At 69.8% G+C, this 18,684-nt stretch carries 15 protein-coding genes; 5 read left to right on the forward strand and 10 right to left on the reverse strand.

Features of this window, described 5'->3' with window-relative positions; genetic code table 11:
* Positions 1–110: 110 nt before the first annotated feature.
* The 8 genes from ACFVJQ_RS14300 to ACFVJQ_RS14335 form a co-directional block, all read right to left on the reverse strand.
* Positions 111–854 carry a class I SAM-dependent methyltransferase gene (locus tag ACFVJQ_RS14300; protein ID WP_385514845.1) on the reverse strand — a complete coding sequence of 248 codons (744 nt, stop codon included), beginning with the start codon at positions 852–854 and terminating at the stop codon, positions 111–113.
* Between the two features lie 158 nt (positions 855–1,012).
* Complete coding sequence (locus ACFVJQ_RS14305) at positions 1,013–2,821, reverse strand: hypothetical protein (protein ID WP_385783684.1); 1,809 nt, start codon at positions 2,819–2,821, stop codon at positions 1,013–1,015.
* A 45-nt stretch (positions 2,822–2,866) separates the two neighbouring features.
* A complete protein-coding gene (locus ACFVJQ_RS14310) occupies positions 2,867–5,005 on the reverse strand; it encodes a beta-galactosidase (protein WP_385783687.1) in 2,139 nt (712 codons plus the stop codon).
* 29 nt (positions 5,006–5,034) lie between these two features.
* Positions 5,035–5,964 (reverse strand): carbohydrate ABC transporter permease, encoded by a 930-nt coding sequence (locus ACFVJQ_RS14315; RefSeq protein ID WP_385514842.1) that lies wholly within the window; start codon positions 5,962–5,964, stop codon positions 5,035–5,037.
* The gene (locus ACFVJQ_RS14320; protein ID WP_385514841.1) at positions 5,961–6,869 is read right to left on the reverse strand and encodes a carbohydrate ABC transporter permease; all 909 of its coding nucleotides are present in this window, start codon (positions 6,867–6,869) and stop codon (positions 5,961–5,963) included. Before ACFVJQ_RS14320 ends, ACFVJQ_RS14315 begins: the two co-directional genes overlap by 4 nt.
* A 2-nt stretch (positions 6,870–6,871) precedes the next feature.
* Positions 6,872–8,263, reverse strand: coding sequence for an ABC transporter substrate-binding protein (locus ACFVJQ_RS14325; protein WP_385514840.1), 1,392 nt, complete (start codon positions 8,261–8,263; stop codon positions 6,872–6,874).
* 133 nt (positions 8,264–8,396) lie between these two features.
* The gene (locus tag ACFVJQ_RS14330; protein WP_385514909.1) at positions 8,397–9,452 is read right to left on the reverse strand and encodes a LacI family DNA-binding transcriptional regulator; all 1,056 of its coding nucleotides are present in this window, start codon (positions 9,450–9,452) and stop codon (positions 8,397–8,399) included.
* Between the two features lie 188 nt (positions 9,453–9,640).
* On the reverse strand, positions 9,641–10,171 hold the full coding sequence (locus ACFVJQ_RS14335) for a rhomboid family intramembrane serine protease (protein WP_385514908.1): 531 nt from the start codon (positions 10,169–10,171) through the stop codon (positions 9,641–9,643).
* Positions 10,172–10,471: 300 nt separating this feature from the next.
* On the opposite strand from ACFVJQ_RS14335, the gene ACFVJQ_RS14340 reads away from it, so the two are divergent.
* Positions 10,472–10,939 carry a hypothetical protein gene (locus ACFVJQ_RS14340; protein ID WP_385514839.1) on the forward strand — a complete coding sequence of 156 codons (468 nt, stop codon included), beginning with the start codon at positions 10,472–10,474 and terminating at the stop codon, positions 10,937–10,939.
* Positions 10,940–10,979: 40 nt separating this feature from the next.
* Here the strand turns inward: ACFVJQ_RS14340 and ACFVJQ_RS14345 are convergent, their stop codons facing one another.
* Positions 10,980–12,968, reverse strand: coding sequence for an N-acetylmuramoyl-L-alanine amidase (locus ACFVJQ_RS14345; RefSeq protein ID WP_385514838.1), 1,989 nt, complete (start codon positions 12,966–12,968; stop codon positions 10,980–10,982).
* Positions 12,969–13,195: 227 nt separating this feature from the next.
* A complete protein-coding gene (locus tag ACFVJQ_RS14350) occupies positions 13,196–14,785 on the reverse strand; it encodes a M1 family metallopeptidase (protein ID WP_385783692.1) in 1,590 nt (529 codons plus the stop codon).
* Positions 14,786–15,125: 340 nt separating this feature from the next.
* Between ACFVJQ_RS14350 and ACFVJQ_RS14355 the strand changes: the two genes are divergently transcribed.
* Genes ACFVJQ_RS14355 through ACFVJQ_RS14370 form a run of 4 tightly spaced genes read left to right on the forward strand, consistent with a single transcriptional unit; the run spans position 15,126 to position 18,554 of the window.
* Positions 15,126–15,464, forward strand: coding sequence for an antibiotic biosynthesis monooxygenase (locus tag ACFVJQ_RS14355; protein WP_129803178.1), 339 nt, complete (start codon positions 15,126–15,128; stop codon positions 15,462–15,464).
* Complete coding sequence (locus ACFVJQ_RS14360; RefSeq protein WP_385783696.1) at positions 15,461–16,348, forward strand: NAD(P)-dependent oxidoreductase; 888 nt, start codon at positions 15,461–15,463, stop codon at positions 16,346–16,348. Before ACFVJQ_RS14355 ends, ACFVJQ_RS14360 begins: the two co-directional genes overlap by 4 nt.
* Entirely contained in the window at positions 16,345–17,316 is a 972-nt protein-coding gene (locus tag ACFVJQ_RS14365) for an amidohydrolase family protein (RefSeq protein WP_385514835.1), read from the forward strand. The genes ACFVJQ_RS14360 and ACFVJQ_RS14365 overlap by 4 nt, the downstream gene beginning before the upstream one ends.
* Positions 17,313–18,554 (forward strand): cytochrome P450, encoded by a 1,242-nt coding sequence (locus ACFVJQ_RS14370; protein ID WP_385514834.1) that lies wholly within the window; start codon positions 17,313–17,315, stop codon positions 18,552–18,554. Before ACFVJQ_RS14365 ends, ACFVJQ_RS14370 begins: the two co-directional genes overlap by 4 nt.
* Positions 18,555–18,684: the final 130 nt, after the last annotated feature.

Below are 18,684 nucleotides of genomic sequence, written 5' to 3' on the forward strand. Positions count from 1 at the left end.
CACCCTTGGCCCGGCCGACAGAGCCAAAGTGCACCGGTGTGAGTGGTCCAAAAGCGGGGCGGGCCGGCGGACCGAATCCCGGCGCAGGAGGTGTCCGTCCCTGTGGAGGGCTACCGGTTGGGTGGGATGCGGTAGACCGAGACGTGCGAACGCGCGTCGGCGGTGAACTCGGTGCCGGTCCAGTCCGCGTGCCTGGACTCGAGCTCGAATCCGGCCAGCTGAGCCATGAGATCGAGTTCGGCCGGCCAGATGTAGCGGTGCGGGCTGCGCTCGAGCCGGGCCTGCCGGGTGTCGTCGAAGTGGAAGTGGTGCGAGACGACGCGCTGGTGCAGGACGTCGTAGGTGTCCAGACCGATGTAGCCGGGCTCGGAATGAAAGACGGTGGCGGTCTGACCGGGCGGGAGCTTGCGCAGCTCGGGTACCCAGAGCTCGATCACGAACCGGCCGCCGGGCGTGAGATGGCGGGCGGCGTTGCGGAAGCACTCGACCTGCTCGGATTGGGTGAGCAGGTTGGAGATGGTGTTGTAGACGAGGTAGACGAGCGTGAACGACCCGGGGGCCACGGCGGTCGCCATGTCACCGACGACCACGGGAATCGTCGACTCGTCCGCTTTGATGCGCAGTTGACGGATCATCGGCAGCGACAACTCGATCCCGGTGACGGGCACCCCCCGTTCGGCGAGCGGGACCGCCACGCGGCCGGTCCCGATGGCGAACTCGAGCGCTGCTCCGCCGCCCGCGAGTTCAGCGAGGCGGTCCACCGTCGGCACCAGGACCTCGGGCGCGAACATGCCGGTGCCGGGCGTGTCATAGCGTCGGGCCGCCTCGGCGTCCCAGATCTCCTCTTGTGCCATGCCGCCAACGTTGGCCTTTCGGTCTCGGCGATGTCCAGTGATTTCCGGGCGTGCGCACCCCTTGCCCCGAGCACGGGGAGGACACGGCATGACTCTCGGACCCAGCGGCCGGCTCGTACGCATGTACTTCGAGTCCCTGGCCTGAGCGGCGTTCAGCGTCATGGCTGCCGGACGAGCTGCCACTCCTGCGAGCCGTCCTCGACCGCGTTCTGCAGGGTCAGCGCAGCGCCATGGGCCGCACCGGTCAAGTACACGGCGGTGTTCTTGGCAGCCTGGAACTTGACGTATCCGTCGTCGGTCTCGATGAGGTTCCAGCTGCCGGTGGCGCTGTTGTCGACCCACTGGCCGATCCTCTGTCCGACGGTCGCGTTCCCTGTCCAGATGGCTGCCGCGCGGCCTCCGGACTTGTTCAGCAACGTCGTGCCGCCCTGCGGCTCGGTCACCATGTGCCAGTACTGGGTGTCCTTGTTCGCCGCTGAGCCGGCGTCCTCGAGGCGGACGTCAGGAACGTCTCCGTTGCCGATGTTCGCGTCGTTGGTCTTGTTCCCGGTGCCGATCACCTGGCCGGTCCTGCGGTTCACCAGCTGGTAGTAGGCGCCCTCCGACCGGCCGAGATCGACCTCGGCGTAGGCGATCGTCGACGTGTCCTGGTTGTTGATTATCGCGATGCGGCCGGTGCCCGCGACGTACTGCAGGTTGCGGCTGTAACCCGCCCGCGAGGTCGTCTGGTACTCCTTCCACACGCCGTCGCTGCGTCCGCTCTCGTTGACCCAGACGTTGCCGCTGCCGGCGGCGTTGTACACCAGGCGCCCGTCGGGGAGCCGGATGATGACCGGGCTGCCGTTCACCGCGAGCGGACGCGAACCGGCGTCGACCGGCAACGAGGTGACGGGGTTGCCCACCGAGCCGCGGTAGAACTGCAACGGGTCGTCGGCCATGGCATACCGGGTGTTGGTCCCGCCGCCCCAGTACTCGTACGGGAGCAGCCACTTGCCGTCCGTCGTCGGGACGACGTTCGTCATGCCCGGCCGTCCGCCCCCGATCTCCGTCTTGCCGTCGCCCATGTCCTGGGTCAGGCCTGCGACGTCGACGACGGGCTTGCTCCACTGCGTGCTGCGGCCGTTCCAGGTCTTGTGGACGAGGATCTGGCCGTGCGAGTCCGCGGCGGTGTCGTTGTCCGGATCCAGCTTCGGCACACCGGTGACCGGGTCAAAGCCGAGGTAGTCGTTCTCGTCGGAGTAGTAGCAGACGAGCTTGCCGTTGTGGACCATCAGGTACGGCTCCCAGAGGGGATCCACCTGCTTGTATGTGTTCGCGGTGGCGACGTTCCGGCCGATCGCGCCCGCGCTGCCGCCCTGCCAGCCGCCGGTGGCGATGACGTTGACGACGTTCCACGTCACGCCGTCGTCGGTGCTGGAGTACAGGGCGATCGCCATGTCACTGCGGTCTCCGTCGTTGGACGGCGTCCAGTTCGGGTCGGCTGCCTTGTGCTCGTTGTAGTAGTGGTCGTCGCCCGACACGACGCTTGCGAGGAGCAGCGTTCCCTTCTTCAGGTTGCCGACGTCCTGCGGAAGCACGTAGAGATACGGGTTCGTCCAGTTGCTGGTGTACTTCGCGTACCGAGGATGCCTGGACAGGTACGCCGGTGCCCTGACCTCCGACAGCGGCTGCCACGTCGTTCCGTGGTCGTCGCTCTTGTAGACAGGGAGCGCCTGTCTGTCGGCGCTTCCCGTCTCCGGTACGACGGTGGACTTCTCGAACGACGCGACCAGACGTCCGCTCGGCAGCTGTGCCGACTTCGGATAGACCGCGCAGTTGCCCCGCCCTTTCAGGCACGGTTCATCGCCGAGCTGGTACATGATCCCGCCCGTCGGGTTGTACGCCTGCGCGCTGCTCATGGGCAGGGCCAGCATCGCTGATCCGGCGACGAACGTTCCCAGTGCTGTCCCAAGTCTTCTTCTCTGCATAGCCTCTCCTCGGGGATGGCCATGGTGATGCTCACGAAGGTCGGATCAGGAGACGAGTACGCGTACGTCCCAGGCGCCGAGGTCCAGCGCCGTGCCCGCGGGGACGGACGTGCCGTTCAGGACGTCGGTCAACGCCATGGGGGCGGAGACACGAGCGGGCTCCCAGCTCCAGTTGTGGACGACGTGGACGCGGCGCCCGTCGGGGGAGGTACCTGTCGTCGCGGTGACCGATTCCGGGAGGTCGCGCCAGCCGTGGCGTGCGGAGGGTGTCAGCCAGGCCGCCAGCGCGCGGACGAGGGCCCGGCCGGGGACCGTGCCGACGCAGGTGACGCGGCCCTCGCCGTGGCGGCGGGTGGTGATCGTGGGCCAGCGGCCGAAGTGCGGGTGGTCGTACGCGGCGAGCACCTCGGCGTCGGTGACGGTCAGGCCGTCGGCCCAGCGGGTCGCCGTCGCTTCCTGCGGCAGCCGCAGCGGGCTGCCGGGCACGGGGTTCACCGGGATGTCGCGCGCGAGGTTGCTGAACTCGTCGTACGTGACGCCCGCGGCTTCGGTGAGGCGTCCGGGTGCCGGTTCGAGGCGGGCCCTGGCCTCGTGGTCGGCGTATCCGGTGCGCGGACCTAGGACCAGGTGGCCGCCGGCGTCGGCATAGGCCGCGAGCCAGTCGAGGGTCGCGTCGGCGGCGATGTACAACCCCGGTACGACCAGCACGGGGTGGCGGCGTGCGGCCTCCTCCGGCGCCAGGCCCTCCTGCTCGCCGCGCGGGTCGTGCAGCTGCCGGGCGTGCACGATCCGCACCTGGCGGCCGGCCTCGAACGCGCCGCGGTAGAAGGGGTCGAAGATGCGGTGGTAGGCGGCGGGATCGGGGTCGCCGTCGGCGGTGGCGAGCGGTGGGTGCTTCTGCATGAGCCACTTGCTCGGCGTCGAGTACACCATCGTGATGTCGGCGTCCGGCTCCAGCCCGGCGACGAGCGGCCCGGCCGCCTCGAACTCGGCGCCCAGTCGGGCGAGTTCGGCGTACGCGCGGCCCGGCTGGCCGCTGTGGGGAAGAACACCGCCCCAGTAGGTCTCGGCGCCGAAGCGCAGGGTCTGCCACTGCCAGTACTCGATCATCCGTGCGCCGCGCGCCACATGCGCCCACGCGGCCTGCCGCCACTGGCCGTCGTAGGCGGGGCGGTTGTCCCAGGCGAAGCCGATGGAACTCGCGTTGGTCTCGGTGACCAGGAACGGCTCCTGACGGGAGGAGAACATCCAGTCCGCGGTCCGGTACATCGACCAGACGCCGGTGGTCTTCCAGATCTGCTCGTGGTCATCGGGCGTGGGGTCGGGGAGCAAGAGACCGTCCTGCATGTCGTAGTACGGGTTGCCGGAGGCGATGTCGAGCCGGGCGGACAGCTCGTCGTCCTCAACTCCTTGGCGTGTGTAGGAGATGCAGGTGGTGACGAACTGCTCGGGGCGGACGTACTCGCGGACGATGTCGGCCTGCCAGCCGATGAACTCGGTGACCTGCCGGGCCTGGAACTCCCGCCAGGCGACGTCGTATTGAGGCTGGACGTTGCCGTCCGGCGTCCACAGGTCCGCCCACGTCGACAGGCGGTGCGACCAGTACACCAGGCCCCACTCGCGGTTGAGGGTCTCGACGTCCGCGTACGTGGCGCGCAGATGGTCGACGAAGCGCTGGAAGACGCCCTGGTTGTGGAAGAGGTGCAGGCCCGGTTCGTTGTCGACCTGCCAGCCGATGACCGCCGGGTGGTCGGCGTACCGGGCGACGATCCTGCGGATGATCCGCTCGGCGTGGAAGCGGAAGGCGGGATGGGTGAAGTCGACCTCCTGGCGGGCACCCCAGCCGAGGCGCTGTCCGGTGGCGTACTCTCCGGTGATCTCCGGGTACTGGCGGGCCAGCCACGGCGGCACGGCGTATGTCGGCGTGCCGATGATGACGGAGATGCCGCGCTCGTGGGCGCCGTCGAGGACCGGCTGGAGCCAGTCGAGGGCGAAGCGCTCGTTCTCCGGCTCCCAGGTCGACCAGACCGATTCGCCCACGCGGATCACGGTGAAGTTGGCCTCGGCCATCAGGTCGAGGTCGGTCTTGAGCCGTTCGTCGGGCCGCAGTTCGGGGTCGTACGCGGGCGTGTACTCGTGGTAGTACGCGGCGCCGAACAGGACGCGGGCGGGCAGATCCGCCATGAAGTGAACCTCCAAGAAAGTAGAGGGAGTTACTGCTTGACGCCGCCGGTGGCCAGACCGCTCTGCCAGTAGCGCTGGAGCATGAGGAAGGCGATGACGAGCGGCACGATGGAGATCAGGGAGCCGGTCACGACGAGCGGGAGCATGTCGCTGCTGGCGCCGGCCCCGCCGTTCTGCGCCTGGGCGGCCCAGGAGGAGAGGCCGACCGTGATGGGGTACAGGTTCGGATCGTTGAGCATGATCAGCGGCAGGAAGTAGTTGTTCCAGGTCGCCACGAGCGTGAAGAGCAGGACGGTCACCAGGCCGGGGGCCAGCAGTCTGAGGGCGATCCGGAAGAAGATCCGTGCCTCCCCCGCCCCGTCGATACGGGCGGCCTCGAGGAGGCTGTCCGGGACGGCGTCGGCTGCGTAGACGCGCATCAGGTAGAGGCCGAAGGGGTTGACGAGAGAGGGCAGGATGATCGCCCACGGGGTGTTGACCAGGCCGACCTCGGCGAACAGCAGGTAGGTCGGGATCGCCAGCGCGGTGGCCGGGACCATGATGGCGCCGAGTACGAGGTTGAAGGCGGCCCGGTCGCCGCGGAAGCGGAACTTGGCGAACCCGTACCCGGCGGCCGCCGCGAGCAGGGCGGCGCCGAATGCGCTGACGACGGCGTACACGGCGGTGTTGAGCAGCCAGTTGACGAAGACGCCGTCGTCCTGGGTGAACGTCGTCCGGATGTTGCTCAGCAGCTGTGGAGCATGGGAGAACCACAGGCCGAAGCTGTTGATCAGGTCCTGGGTGTTCTTGGTCGAGGCGACCAGCAGCCAGAACAGCGGGAGGAGGAAGTAGGCCAGGGCCGCCAGCATGGCGATCGTCAGCGGGGTGCTGCGGCGGGGGGACGCGGACCGGCGCCGCTTCGGTGTGGTGGGGGCCGGGCCGGCCGGTGCGGTCGTGGCCTTCGGCAGCGTGGTGGTCACTTTGCCCTCCTGCGGTTCGCGGTGAGCAGCACGGCGTAGGAGGCGATGACGATGACCAGGCCCAGGAGGAAGGACACCGTGGCCGCGTAGTTGACCTGCTGGCCGGTGAAGGCGAGGGAGTAGGCGTAGAGGTTGGCGGTGTAGGAGCTGCTGATGACGTCGGGGGCGATCTTCATCAGCAGGTTCGGTTCGTTGAACAGCTGGAAGCTGCCGATCACCGAGAACAGCAGGGTCAGCAGCAGGGCGGGCCGCAGCGCCGGGAGCTTGATCGACCAGGCGATGCGCCAGGCGCCGGCGCCGTCCATGGCGGCTGCCTCGTACAGGTCCTGGGGGACGGTCCGCAGGGCCGCGTACAGGATGATCATGTTGTAGCCGACGAACTCCCAGGTCACGATGTTCGCCAGGCTGCCGAGCATCCAGCCGTCGCTGAGGAAGTGCGGGGCCGGCAGGTCCAGATTCCGGCTCAGCTGGGCGAACGGGCCGAAGTCGGGGCCGTAGAGGTAGCCCCACATGAGCGTGGCGACCACGCTCGGCACCGCGTACGGCACGAAGATGCCCAGCCGGATCACGCGCGCAAGCCGCAGCAGGCCGCTGTCGAGCGCGAGGGCGAAGAGCAGGGCCAGCAGCAGCATCAGCGGCACCTGGATCACGAAGAACAGTGCCACGCGTCCGACGCCGTGGAGGAGTTGCGGGTCCTTGAGCGCGGTGACGTAGTTGTCCAGGCCGACGAACACCGTGCCGCCGATGAGCTGTTCCTGGAAGAGGCTGAGGTAGGCGGCGTAGCCGAGAGGGGTGAGGAACAGCAGGAGGAAGAGGATCAGGAACGGGGCTACGAACAGCGGACCTGCCGTGCTGCGGCCCACGCGTGAGCGGGCCTTGTGGGAGGCCGCGGGGGTGGCCGGCATCCTCAGGCCCCCTTGACCGTGAAGCCCTGCTTCTTGGCGTACGTCGTGAGCCGGGACTGCCAGGTGCCGAGCGCGGCGACGGTGTCGGACTTGGCGGCGAGGGACTTGCCGACGGTCTCGGTCCAGTCGGTCGCCGCCTGGTCGAGGAACGGCGGCCACTGGAACGAGGGCGAGACCGTGTCGCTGATGTCGGCGAAGATCTGGTTGACCTTCTGGCCGCCGTAGAAGGCGGGCGCGCTGCCGGTGTAACTCGCGTCTGCGAGCAGGGCCTTGGTCGCCGGGAAGAAGAACTGCTTGGTGGCGAACATCTTGGCGCTCACCGGGTCGCTGTTGAGGAACTGGGCGAACTGCGCCGCCGCGATGGGGTTCTTGGCGGATGCGGTGACCGCGGTCGTGGAGCCGCCCCAGTTGCCGGAGACCGGCTTGGCGGCGTCCCACTGCGGCAGCGGCGCCGCCCGCCAGTTGCCCGCGGTGGACTTGGCCGAGCCGGACAGGAAGGCCGGGCCCCAGGCCGCGGTGAGCCAGGTGGCGTACTTGCCCTTGTTGAACCCGGCGTACCACCCGTCGGTGAAGTCCGGGTCGGTGCTGATGACGCCCTCCTTCGCGAGCCCGCCCCAGTACTCGCCGAGCTTCTTGGAGACGGCGTCGTCGACGCTGATGGCGAGAGTGCTCTTGCCCGAGGTCGTATAGGGCTTGGCGCCCGCCTGCCAGAGCAGGCCGTGCCAGGCGGCGGGCTCGTTCGCCGCGAGGTTGGTCAGGTAGACGCTGGGGTCGGCCTTGTGGAGCTTGCGCGCCGCCGCCGCGAACTCGTCCCAGGTTCTGGGCACCTGGATGCCGTGCTGGTCGAAGATGTCCTTGCGGTACAGCATGCCCATGGGGCCGGTGTCCTGCGGTATCGCCCAGATTTGGCCGTCGGGGCCGCTGACCTGTCCCCACGTCCAGTCCACGAACTCGTCCTTCAGCGCCGTGGCGCCGTACGGGGCCAGGTTCAGCAGGCTGTTCGTGATCGTGAAGGTCGGGACCGCCTGGTACTCGATCTGCACCAGGTCCGGTGCACCGGTCCCGGCCTTCAGCGCGGTACGCAGCTTGGTGTAGTGGGCGACGCCCTGGCCGGCGTTGACGACCTTGACCTTGATCGCGGGGTACTTCTTCTCGAAGAGCGCGACCTCCTGCTCGATGTCCGGGACCCAGGTCCAGAACGTCAGCTCGGTCGGCGTCTTCATCGCCTTGTCGATGTCGGCCTGGCTGACCGGCTTGGCGGAGGCTGAGGAGCCGCCGGATGCGCTGCCGCCACCGCCGCATGCGGACAGCGCGGCTGACAGCGACACCGCTCCGGTGGCGGTGAGGAACAGACGACGGCTCATGGAGGACGAGTGGGCGAAGGATCCGGGCATGGTGAACTCCCGCCGAGGGGCGTAGATGCGTTGGGGTGTTGGGGGTAGGAGACGGCGGCACGCAGGGCGAGGGCGTGCTGTACCGGGGGATGGGGTGGGGAGTGCGCTACGGAAAGGAGGCGGGTGCGGAGGACTACGTCAGGTCGTGCTCAGGTCGTACGTCGCCCATGTCCGGGGTCGACCGGGGCGGCGGAGGCGCGGTCGAGGCGCGGACGACGAGGTCGACCGGTGGGTCGCTCGCCGGGAGAGGGTCCGCGTTCGGGTTCTCGATGGCGTGCACAAGACGCTTGAGTCCTTCCTGCGCCACGGCGTCGAACGGCTGCCGCACCGTGGTCAGGGGAGGAGTCACATAGCCGGCGACGGGGATGTCGTCGAAACCGACCACGCTGACGTCGTCCGGAACGCGCCGTCCGGCTTCCGTCAGGGCGCGGATCAGGCCGATGGCCATGTCGTCGTTCGCGGCGAACACCGCGGTCACGTCGTCGTCGGAGGCCAGCACACGGCCCGCCGCGTACCCGGACGCCGCCGACCAGTCGCCCTCCACGACCGGCGGTGCGTCCCTGCCGCGTGCGGCCAGTGCGGCCCGCCACCCCTCCAGCCGGTCCCGGGCGGCGTACCAGCGCCCGGGGCCAGCGAGGTGATGGACCGTCGAGTGGCCCAGATCCAGGAGGTGTTCCGTGGCGACCCGGGCCAGCAGCTCGGCCACGACGCCAGCCGTCACCACCTGGGGGGCGGCGAACAGCGGTGGTGCGCCGAGTACGAGAACCGGCACGTCGACGCGGAGGGAGCCCGCGCCTTCGACGGTGCTGTCGGAGCCTTCGTCGATCGGCTCCGAGATGACGATGCCGTCCACACCCTGATCGAGGAGTGAGTCCACGGCACCGGCGACGCCCGCCGGGTCGCCCTCCATCGTGTTGACCACACGGAGCGCGTACCCCATGTCCCGCACGGCCCGCTCGATACCCATGAGCAGTGAGGCGGGACCGTACAGTGCCGTCCCGAGGGTGACCACACCGATGGAACGGGTCCGTCCGGACGCCAGCGCCCGAGCCGCGTTGTTCCGCCGGTAACCGAGTTCGTCGGCGGCTTGGAGAACCCTGCGGCGCACCTCGGCGGAGACGTACGGCTCGTCGTTGAAGACCCTCGACACGGTCTTCTGCGAGACCCCCGCACGCCGCGCCACGTCCACGCTCCGCGGCACCGGGGAACTTCCGCCTCGTCCCGCACCTTGTGTCATGGCATCTCCCGATGGCCGCGCCGCATCCCCGACGATGCCGACTGTATGACGCCGGCCGTATGACTGCGCTGTCATGTCTACGCAGTCATAGGAGGCGCGTCAAGAGTTTGCGCACCACGTGGGTAACCCGCGTCCGTATGTCAGGCGCCGCGCGGCCGCCGGAACGCGACGGCCGCAGCCACCCCACCCAGCAGCCCGAAGAGATGCCCCTGCCAGCTGACCCCGGCAGCCGTCGGCAGGACGCCCCACAGGAGCGAGCCGTAGACCGCACCGACGAGGAGGCCCACGACGATGTCGCCGACGCGGCGATCGACGAAGCCGCGGATCAGCAGATAGCCGAAGAGACCGAAGACGACGCCGGACGCACCGGCGGTCGTGGAGTGCGGGGGAGCCGTGAGCCACACGCCCACGCCGGCGGCGAGGACGATCACAGTGACGACGGCGAGGAACCGGCGTATGCCGGACAGTGCGGCAAGGAAGCCGAGAACCAGCAGCGGCACGCTGTTCGCAGCGAGATGGTCGAAGCCGAAGTGCATAAAGGCGGCGGGCACGATGTCCCGCAGCTCGCCGACCTCGCGCGGGCTGATGCCGAACGTGTCCAGGGCGTTGCCGCTCGCCGCGTCGACGACCTCGAGCACCCACAGCAGGGCGACCCAGCCGGCCATCAGCATGCCGGCGTCCCTGGCACGCGCCAGGCGCGCCCCGGGCGCGGGGCGCGCCGCGCCGTGCTGCCCGTACTGTGATCCAGGGCCGTAGTGCGATCCGTACACCATGGCACCCCCTTGCTTCCCTTGTGTACTGCTCAACGCCGACAGGCCACAGCCCGGTTCCCGCCCTGTGGGCAGGCTCGGCCGTAAGGCGGCCCTGCTCGCACCAGCGCGGCATTGCTCCGTCCGAGTGGTGCATACCTGGGGAGGGTCGTAGCGTCGGTACGTGCACGACGTGTGGATCCGGACGGGCCGGGAGCGGATATGCGGGAACTCGCGATGACCAAGGTGGCCGCGGTCTGTGCTGTCGCGACGCTCGCGGCGGCCATGGGCACGGCCGCCGCTGCCCCCGCGGCCGCGCCGTCCACGGCGCGGTCCGTGGCACAGCGGTCTGCGTCCCCCGTGCTCGTCGACTGTTTCTGGAAGTCCCAGGTACGCCCCGCCGACTTCATCCTCGCCTGCGGTGACGGCAACAGCCGCCTCACCGCTCTGCGGTGGTCGCACTGGCACGCCGGCTCGGCGGTGGCCGTGGGCATCAACGCGGTGAACGACTGCCGGCCGTACTGCGCGGCGGGCCGGTTCCACTCGTACCCCGTCGTGGTCCGGCTCGACGATCCGCAACCGTGGGAGAAGCAACCGGAAGTGCAGCGCTACTCGCGTATGACGCTCACCTACCCCGGCGACAGGCCGGAGAGGGTGCCGCGCACGGTGACGTATGCGCTCTGGGACTGACACGTCGCCGGGGACTGCCGGATCCCGGGGAGGGGCATCGTCACCGGGCGGGACGGCGTGCTGCAGGGCCTGACGGTGGTCCTGCCGTGGCCGGTTCGCTCACCACCTCCACGTCGCTTGCCCGCACGTAGGCGAGACGGTGGCCGAACTGGATCTGGTAGTACTCCTCCTCGCCCGTCACGACCTGGTTCGGTGAGTCGTCGGAGGACGACTTGTCGACGTGGGAACCGACGAGGCGGCCCTGGGTCACGTACCGCTGGCCCGCGAGGAAGCTGTACGGCAGCGGCGATTCGGTCGGCGCCGACACCCCGTCCGGGTACGCGTCCTCCTCCGGGAGAGCACGCCCGTACACCGTGACCTCGCTCAGGCCGTCCTTCGGCGTCACCATCCGGCCGGTCGCACCGACGGCCGTCGGATGGAGTCTGGGGTTCTTGAACCATGCTTTCCGGCCCTGGTACCAGATCGCCGTCCACTCGCCGCTGCGCCCCGCGACCGCGAAGGACTGACCGGCCGAGACCCGCGACCCCAGGTCGTTGACGTCCTCCGTGGACTCCTCCCCGTCCGGGCGCCGGCCCGGGTCCTGGATCAGCGAGGCGTCCTCCTTCGGCTCGGTGTGCAGGCGGACGGCGCTGGAGCCGTGCGGCTTGCACGGCACACCGTCGCCGGTGCATCCGGTGAACGGCGGCTTGTGGGTGGCGTAGTCGGGCAGCACGGTCACCATGGCGCTGTCCCGCCCGGCCGTGGCCCGCAGGGGCGCGCCCAGGAGGTCGAAGTAGTGCCGCCAGTCCCAGAACGGGCCGGGGTCGTCGTGCATATGAGGGATGGTCGAGGCGGTCGGGGACGGCACGTTGTCATGGCCGAAGATGTGCTGCCGGTCGAGCGGGATGTCGTACTTCTTCGCCAGGTAGCGCACGAGGCGGGCCGAGGCCCGGTACATCTGTTCCGTGTACCAGGTGTCGGGCTGCGTGAGGAATCCCTCGTGCTCGATGCCGATCGAGCGGGCGTTGACGAACTGGCTGCCGGAGTGCCGGGCCGCGTCCTTGGTCCTGATGTGCTGGGTGATGTGGCCGTCGCTGGAGCGGACCGAGTAGTGCCATGACGGCTCCGTCGGTTCCTGGATGGTCTTGAGCATCGACGGCAGACGTGCCTCGGTGTCGTGGATGACGATGTAGTCGATCTTCTGGTCCCTGGGCCGGTCGGCCGGGTCGTAATTGCCGTACGCGTCGTCACCGATCTCGACGTACGGCGCTTTGAGCCAGGAGCAGGACACCTCCGCCGGGCACTCGACGTCCTTCGGCCGCTGTGGGCCCTGCGGGCGGGGGATGACGCCCGGGTTGGCGGGGAGGGTGACGTGCTGCCCTGCGTCGGTGGTGCGGTGCGCGCCCCGGCGGATCACCGCAAAGACGTCTTTCGCGTACGTCTGCGCCGCTGCGGTGTCGCCCGTGCCCGGGAAGCGCGCAACCGCCTCCCACCAGTCGGCCGGGTCGGCGCTGAGCGGCTTGCCGAGCTGTCGTTGCGTCGCCGCCAGGAGTGCCGCACCGCCGCGCACGTTGGCCTCGGTGTCCGTTCGCAGCCGCTCCTCCGGGGCCCCGATCAGGCGGGCGGCGAGTTGCAGGTTGGCCGGCTGTGCGGAGGCGCTGCCCCGGGCGTTCGCCTCGCGTGAGGCCTGCGGCCCCGCGAACGGCGAGGCACTCCCGCGGTGCGGTGCAGCCTGGGCCTGGCGGGCGTCCACCAGGTGCATCGGGCCATAGCCGCCGACGACGCTCGGGGAGCCCGGATGGGAGTCCCATCGCGACTGCAGGTAGGACACGCCCATGAGCACACTGCGCGGCACACGGTATTCGTGCGCGGCGGCGGTGAAGACGTCCTGCAGACGCGGGTCGTCCGCCGCGCCGCCGTCGTCGTCCGCCGGCCCGCTCAGCAGCGGCACCAGCAGCGACATCAGGAGCGCCGCCGACGCGGTCAGCCAGAGGATCCGGCGGCGCCCCCGGAGGGCGCCGGGGACACGGGGGGCGGCACGTTCACTCATTGCAGGGGCCTCCGACCATGCTCGACGCAACCAGGACAACGGAGTTGCCCTTCGCACCACCCCTCGTACGTTTCCGTGCCCGACACGCCACGTCGCGCCAACTGTCACCGTCCTGGACCAGCCGTCCGGCAGAGGCCACCCGGTCGGCGGCAGTACGTCCGTCACGGCAGGGAGCGGGCGAAGTGCCCGTGCTGAACGGTGGAGTCCGGTACCGGCGGCGTGCCGGCTCAGTCCTGGACCGGGTCCACCTGCCAGTCGGGATGCCCCGGCATGGGCGGGGTCTGTGCCCCGTACAACCACGGGGTCAGGAACGGGGTGAGGTCCTCGCCGGCCACCTCGGACGCGAGCGCGACGAAGTCCCGCGTGCCGGCGGCCCGGCCCCGGTACGTCGTCACCCAGGACCGCTCGATCCGGTCGAAGGTCTCCTCGCCGACCTTCTCCCTCAGGGCGTAGAGCACCAGCGCCGAGCCGTCGTACCGCATCTGCTTGAACAGGGTCGGCTCGGTGGGTTCGGCGGGCGCCCCGTCGTCGTGGCGCCACTGGTCGTGCTGCTCGTACGCCGCCCGCATCGCGTCCTCGATGCTGAGGCCACCGTGTGCGTCGGAGTAGAGGCGTTCGTAGAAGCGGGCGTGCCCCTCGCTCAGCCAGAGGTCGGACCACTGCCGGATGGCGACGCTGTTGCCGGTCCAGTGGTGGGTCAGCTCGTGCACGAGGTCGCGCTCGGCGTCGACCTGGTCACCCAGCAGATCGGCCCTCGGTACGACGGACAGGGACTGCGTCTCCAGCGCCACCGGCAGGTCGGTGTCCCCGACCAGCACGCCGTAGCGGCGGAACGGGTACGGGCCGAGCCGCCGTTCCAGCCAGGCCAGGTGCTCGGAGGTGAGCGAGCGGTAGGCCTCGGTGTCGGTGACCAGGCCACCGGGGACCGCGTCCCGGACGGGCAGCCCGCGCGGGCCGGTGCTGTCGACGAACGTGAACCTGCCGATCGCCACCTGGATCAGCTGGGCCGCGACCGGGTGCTCGGAGTCGTACGTCCACCGGAGTCGTCCGTCGGGGCGCCGGACGCGCTCGACGAGTCGGCCGTTGGCCACTGCGCTGAGGCCGGGCGGGGTGGTGATGCGGAAGGTGACCGGCGCACGCAGGCTGGGGTGGTCGTTCGCCGGGAAGATCATCTTGGCGCCGTTGGGCTGCGGACAGAGCACGGTGCCGTCGGGCGTGGGCACCCAGCCGTACGCCTGGATCGCGTCACTGCGGTGCCGTTGCTGCGTCGGATCGGCGGTGTAGGCGACCTGCACGGTGAAGGCGCTGCCGTCGGGGATCGGCTTCGCGGGAGTGACGACGAGTTCGTCGCCGTCGCGTACGGCGGTCGCCCGTGCGCCATTGACGGTGACCGTGTGCAGCGTGTTGCCCGCGAAGTCGAGGTTGAAGCGGGACAGGGCCTGCGTGGCGGTGGCGCTGATGGTGGTGCGGGCGTCGAAGGGCGTTCGCGGTGCCCGCCAGTCGAAGGCGATGGTGTAACGGCGCACCGTGTAGCCGCCGTTGCCGTCGAGCGGCAGGAGCGGGTCGCCGATGCCCGGGGCGCCGGGGGAGGGGGCCGGGCCGGACGACGCGCCGGACGGGCCGGGGGCGGGCGAGCCGGGGTGGGCGGGGGACCGGTGGCCGCCGTAGGGGAGGGTGCTGATGAGCACGGCGGCACCAGTGATCACGACGGCGCCGGTGAGGGCGACGGCGAGGGCCGTGCGGCGGGTACGGAGGCCACGACGGGGACGCTCCGTCCCAGCCGGTTCGCGCGGGGGGCACGGGAACGACGCCTTCACCGGAGCACCCCGTGGGTGCCTCGGCTGCCGACAGTCGTGATCTCCATGGCCGCACTATGTCAGCAAGCATCGCTAAATCCGATTATGTCCTGACTTATTCCGCTGAACGCCGCCTGAATTCGCCCCGATTCACAAGGGTCGCGAAGAGCCCCGTTCGTGTGACGCCGTCCGCGTCCGACAGTCGGGAAACGGAACGCCACCTTACTCACCCCAACAGACCAACAACGCAGCGTAAAGGCCTTGTCCCGACTGGCCCGTCCCCCATTCGGAGTTGCGGCCGCACGGGGGTCATGAGTCGGTAGGAGTCGTGTCCTGCCGGATCTCACCATCAGGAGGAGACATGGGCACCAAGCAGAAGGGCCATTCGGCCGACAAGCTGTCCGTCGTTTTCACCGTCCGAGTGATCGAGGGTGGCGAGCAAGGGTTCCTGGATCTGTACGACAAGATCCGCAAGACCGTCGCCCGCACCCCCGGCCACATCGTCGAGCGGCTGGGAGAACCCGTGGACGACTCCCGTCAGTGGGTGATCACCAGTGAGTGGGAGACGCCCGAGGCGTTCTTCGCCTGGCAGCAGAGCGAGGAGCACCGCGAACTGGTCGCTCCGCTGCGCCAGTGGGTCGACTCGACGCAGTCGCTCCGGTTCCGGGTCGTCAAGGAGACCGTGGGGGCGGCGTCATGACGCGTACGACCAACGGCCCCATAGCCGTACTCGGACTCGGCGCCATGGGCACCGGCCTGGCCACCCGCCTCCTCGACCAGGGAGTGCAGGTTCGGGTCTGGAACCGCACCGCGGAACGGGTCGAACCGCTCGTCAAGGCGGGCGCCTTCGCGGCGGCCCGCCCCGCTGACGCCGCCGCAGGCACGAGCGCCGTCATCTGCTCCGTCGCCGACGGCGAAGCCCTCGGCACCGTGCTGCGCGGACCGGACGGAGTGTTGGCGGGCGGGCCCTACCCCGGTGTCCTGATCTGCGCCAGCACCGTCGCTCCCGACGAGGTCGTCCAGATTGCCGGGGACGTCCCCTCCGTTCTGGACGTCGGCATGCTCGGCAACCGTGACCACGCCCGCGACGGCGAGCTGCGGCTGTTCGTCGGCGGCGAGGAGCGGGTGTTCAACGCCGGCCGCCCGCTGCTGGAGATGCTGGGCAAGGAGGTCGTCCATCTGGGCGCACTCGGTTCCGGCATGCGGATGAAACTGCTCCTCAACCTGCTGATGGGCATAGAGGTGCAGGCCCTGGCCGAGGCCACCGAACTGGCGACCGCCTCCGGACTCGACCGGCAGCTGGTCCTCAAGACGATCGCGGGCAGCGGCTTCGCCTCGCCGGTCATGGCGTTCAAGTCCAAGCGCCTGGCCTCCGGCCGCTTCGACAAGCCGGACTTCCGGCTGCGGCTGATGGCCAAAGACCTCATGCTCGCTTCCAAGCAGGCCGCGGCGGTCGGCCTGAGTCTGCCGCTGGCGACCGCCGCAGCCGAAACCCACGTCCGCGCCGCCGGGCAAGGACTGGGTGACGAGGACTGTGCCGCGGTCGTCCGCGCACTCACACCGAAACCGGGAAGCGATACATGATCATCGACATCCACGGGCATCTGTCCCCACCGGAGGCGGCCGAACGCTTCCCCATGCCCCCCAGCCTCACCGACGTCGACGGCATGCTCGCCGCTCGCGCCGAGGCCGGGATCGACCTGACCATCATCGGCAGCCCCGTCGGCGCCGGCGCGATGGCGCGGGTCCCGGGCGTGGACAACTACGCGCAACCACGCGACCGGCTGCGCGGCTTCCACGCCTGGATGTCCGGCCTGATCGCCAAGTTCCCGGACCAGTTGCGCGGGTACGTGTACGCCAACCCGTTCGGCGACGACGATCACCTGGAAGGGGTGCGGGAGACCCTGGCGGACCCCGCCTTCGTCGGGCTGATCACCACGTCCAGCGTCCACGGAGAGCTGCTCGGCTCCCCGCGTGCCGACTCCTTCTTCGCGCTGGCCGCGGAGGCGGGGGTGCCGGTCATGGTGCACGCCCCGGCCGAACCGGTCGGCACGGAACGGGTCGACGAGTTCGGTTTCGTCGAGCAGATCGGCCGGTTCAGCGACGTCACCATCGGCATGGCCATGATCGCGTTCGCGGGATGGCTGGACAAGTACCCCGATCTGCGGCTGATCGGCGCAACCGGCGGCGGCGCGATGGCGCTGCTGCCGGAGCGACTGCAGACGGCGGCGCGCCCCCGGCACTGGGCCGGGGGGGCGCCGCCCTCCGGCCAGGCCGCGGCGCCGGCCACCGCCCCGCCGGGTGCCGACCCGGCCGCGGCGCTGAAGCGCATGTACGTCGACACCAGCCCGTTCAGCCCGGCGCACCTGAGCCTCAACGCGGAGGTGCTGGGGCCCGAACGGATGCTGTTCGGCACCGACTCACCGCCGATGGCGGCGCCGCTGGAGGACTTCATCCGCATGATCGAGAAGCTGCCGGTCGACAAGGCGTCCCAGCAGCGCATCCTCGGCGGCAACGCCGAGGCCGTCTTCGACCTGAGGAGTCGTCCGTGATCACCACGCAAGACGCCGTCACCGCGGCCGAGCGGTGCACCCCGGAGTACCGGCGCAACCCGCACGCGGTGTACGCCCTGCTCCGGGAAGCGGCGCCGGTCTGCCCCATGAAACCGCCGCACGGCAACGAGACGTACCTGATCACACGGTACGAGGACGCGCGGGCCGCCCTGTCGGACCCGCGGTTGAGCAAGGACATGTACGGCGCCATGGACGCCTACCGGAGCATCTTCGGTGACTCGTCCGTGGCGCTGGACGACAACATGCTCAACTCCGACCCGCCCAAGCACACCCGGCTGCGCAAGCTGGTCAACTCCGCGTTCACCCCACGACGTGTGGAGGCGCTGCGGCCGCAGATCCAGGACATCGTCGAGAGCCTGCTCGACGAGTGCCCGACCCGGGAGCCCTTCGACCTGCTGCCCGCCTTCGCGTTCCCGCTGCCGATCATCGTGATCTGCGAACTGCTCGGCGTGCCGGCGCAGGAGCGGTCGCGGATGCAGCACCTGTCCACCACCGTGGCGCAGACCGGTTTCAGCGAGGAGTCCAAGCGGGCCCAGCAGAAGGCCGAGGAGGATCTGCACGCGTACTTCACGGACCTCATCGAGGCCAAGCGCAGCCACCCGGGTGACGATCTGCTGAGCGCGCTCACCGCAGTCCGGGACAACGACGGCGGGCTCACCCAGAACGAGCTGGTCTCCACGGCGTTCCTGCTGATGTTCGCGGGCCACAAGACGACCGCGTACCTCATCGGCAATGCCGTCCACCACCTGCTGTCCCATCCCGCACAGCTCCGCGCCGTGCAGGAGAACCCGGAACTGGTCGGCCCGGCGGTCGAGGAACTGGTGCGCTACGACGGCTCCGTGGAGACCTCGACGTTCCGCTACGCGACCGAGGACGTGGAGTACGGCGGGATGCGGATCCCGAAGGGCGCCCTGGTCCAGGTCGCGCTCAGTGCGGCCAACCGCGACCCGCAGAAGTTCGACGCCCCGGACGAGCTCGATGTGCTGCGGCCGGGGAACGCGCAGAACGCCCATCTGGGGTTCGGGCACGGCAGCCACTACTGCCTGGGAGCACCGCTGGCCCGGCTGGAGATGCAGCTGGCTCTCACCGGCCTGTTCGGCCGGTTCCCGAGGATGACTCTGGCCGACCCCGCGGGCGAGGCGAAGTGGATGGAGGTTCCCTTCCCGGCCTTCCGCGGCCTTGCGGAGCTGCCGGTCGTGCTTGATCCCGCCGGGTGACCGACAGACCGATCCGCTCACAACAACGCCGAACGGGCCCCTCGGGGGAGGGGCCCGTTCGGCGTTCTCGGAAATGGTTGCAGCGGCTCACAGTGACATCCATCACGCGGACTTCGCGCGTCAACGTGGT

This window comes from Streptomyces sp. NPDC127197 (assembly GCF_042672405.1).
Lineage (GTDB): Bacteria > Actinomycetota > Actinomycetes > Streptomycetales > Streptomycetaceae > Streptomyces > Streptomyces flavusporus.

Coding starts and splice junctions, on each gene's coding strand:
- ACFVJQ_RS14320 (WP_385514841.1), bottom strand. CDS start 6,869: ATGCCGGCCACCCCCGCGGCCTCCCACAAGGCCCGCTCACGCGTGGGC.
- ACFVJQ_RS14325 (WP_385514840.1), bottom strand. CDS start 8,263: ATGCCCGGATCCTTCGCCCACTCGTCCTCCATGAGCCGTCGTCTGTTC.
- ACFVJQ_RS14300 (WP_385514845.1), bottom strand. CDS start 854: ATGGCACAAGAGGAGATCTGGGACGCCGAGGCGGCCCGACGCTATGAC.
- ACFVJQ_RS14365 (WP_385514835.1), top strand. CDS start 16,345: ATGATCATCGACATCCACGGGCATCTGTCCCCACCGGAGGCGGCCGAA.
- ACFVJQ_RS14340 (WP_385514839.1), top strand. CDS start 10,472: ATGCGGGAACTCGCGATGACCAAGGTGGCCGCGGTCTGTGCTGTCGCG.
- ACFVJQ_RS14335 (WP_385514908.1), bottom strand. CDS start 10,171: ATGCTGATGGCCGGCTGGGTCGCCCTGCTGTGGGTGCTCGAGGTCGTC.
- ACFVJQ_RS14360 (WP_385783696.1), top strand. CDS start 15,461: ATGACGCGTACGACCAACGGCCCCATAGCCGTACTCGGACTCGGCGCC.
- ACFVJQ_RS14355 (WP_129803178.1), top strand. CDS start 15,126: ATGGGCACCAAGCAGAAGGGCCATTCGGCCGACAAGCTGTCCGTCGTT.
- ACFVJQ_RS14305 (WP_385783684.1), bottom strand. CDS start 2,821: ATGCAGAGAAGAAGACTTGGGACAGCACTGGGAACGTTCGTCGCCGGA.
- ACFVJQ_RS14310 (WP_385783687.1), bottom strand. CDS start 5,005: ATGGCGGATCTGCCCGCCCGCGTCCTGTTCGGCGCCGCGTACTACCAC.
- ACFVJQ_RS14345 (WP_385514838.1), bottom strand. CDS start 12,968: ATGAGTGAACGTGCCGCCCCCCGTGTCCCCGGCGCCCTCCGGGGGCGC.